At 43.2% G+C, this 1,582-nt stretch carries 1 protein-coding gene and 1 pseudogene; both read left to right on the top strand.

All coding sequences use genetic code 11. The features are described 5' to 3' along the window. A partial coding sequence (locus tag F6K53_RS41210) for an RNA-guided endonuclease TnpB family protein (RefSeq protein WP_293086101.1) occupies positions 1–918 on the top strand: 918 nt, incomplete at its 5' end. Positions 919–996: 78 nt separating this feature from the next. Then, positions 997–1,582, top strand: a pseudogene (locus F6K53_RS41205) (serine hydrolase domain-containing protein); the annotation flags it as partial.

The raw sequence follows: 1,582 nt of genomic DNA, 5'->3' as shown, positions 1-1,582 counted from the left end.
AAGTCATATCATCATCGCCAGTCAATTCATTACCCTCAAAAAGTTAAACTAGTGGGCGATTGTCTTAAATTTCCTGGAAAGCTAGGGGTTGTAAAGGCAGTAATTCATCGCCCACTGGACGGGGATATCAAGACTGTTACAGTCAGTAAGACTCCCTCTGGGAAATACTACGCCTCTGTGCTAATGGAATATGATTATAGTAGCTCAAAGGTATCCAAAGATGGGAAAGTGATTGGCATTGATCTGGGTATCAAGGATTTTGCGATTACCTACGACGGCGAAAAGACCTATAAATTTGGAAATCCTAAGCATCTATCCAAGTACGAAAATAAACTAGCGAAAAAGCAGCGTATCGCCGCCCGAAAGAAAAAAGGTAGTAACAGAAGCAAAAAGGCCAGAAAAATTGTAGCTAAGGTATACGAACGGATTGGAAATGTCCGCCAAGACTACCTACATAAGCTATCTAGAAAGATAGTTGACAACAACCAAGTAGTGGTAGTCGAAAATCTAAACGTCAAGGGCATGGTTCGTAATCATAAATTAGCTAAAGCAATATCTGTTCTAGGTTGGGGAACCTTTGTTAATTTCCTTTCTTATAAGTGTGAAAAAGAAGGAAAGGTATTGGTGGAGATAAACCGGTGGTTCCCCAGTTCTAAAACCTGCTCTAATTGTCATTACCAAATCAAAGAGCTGCCACTTGATGTAAGAACTTGGACTTGTCCGAGTTGCCGGACTGATCACGACAGAGATGGTAATGCAGCAAAAAATATTAGAGCAGAAGGGATCAGAATGCTATCCTCCTCTGGGACGGGGGAGGTCAACGCCAGGGTCGAAGAAGTAAGACCAAGACGTGGACGTCCGTCCAAGTTAAGGCATGCTTCAGTGAAACTGGAAGCCCCAACCTCTACGTTCGCGTAGCGTGGCCATAGGCCAAGTAGGTTGGGGTAGTTCACACTATACGATTCCTATGCTAGTGAACACATTACTCTCCGTGACTTGGTCACTCATCGTTCTGGCTTACCCCGTCACGATTTCATGTGGTATAATAGTCCTTTCACTCGTAAAGAAATAGTTGAGCGCTTACAGTATCTCGAACCTAATCATGAATTGCGAAGCGTCTTTCAGTATCAAAATTTGATGTACATGACGGCTGGCTACTTAGTCGGTGAAATTTCCGAGAGCAGCTGGGAATAATTTGTGCAGCAGGAAATTTTTAATCCCTTGTCGATGGGCGACAGCAATTTTTCGGTTGTAAAATCCCAGGATACTGACGATTTTTCCCTTCCTTATCGAGAGAAAGATGACGTAGTTAAAGCCATCCCATTTCGCAATGTTGACACCAGTGGTCCTGCTGGCTCTATTAATTCCAATGTTACTGATATGGCGAAGTGGCTTCTACTCCATCAAAACCAGGGAAACTATGAGGATAAGCAGATTATCAACCCTGGTATTCTGACTCAGATGTATACGCCACAAATCGTGATGCCGTCATCCCTTAAATATCCGGAAATCTGGCATTCATCTTATGGATTAGGATGGATGCTCACTGCCTACCGAGGTCATAATCACGTTCAGCATGGGA

Source organism: Moorena sp. SIO4A1 (assembly GCF_010672065.1).
Classification (GTDB): domain Bacteria; phylum Cyanobacteriota; class Cyanobacteriia; order Cyanobacteriales; family Coleofasciculaceae; genus Moorena.
The sequence above is the reverse complement of the archived record's forward strand: the minus strand, read 5'-3'. Positions and strand labels throughout refer to the sequence as shown.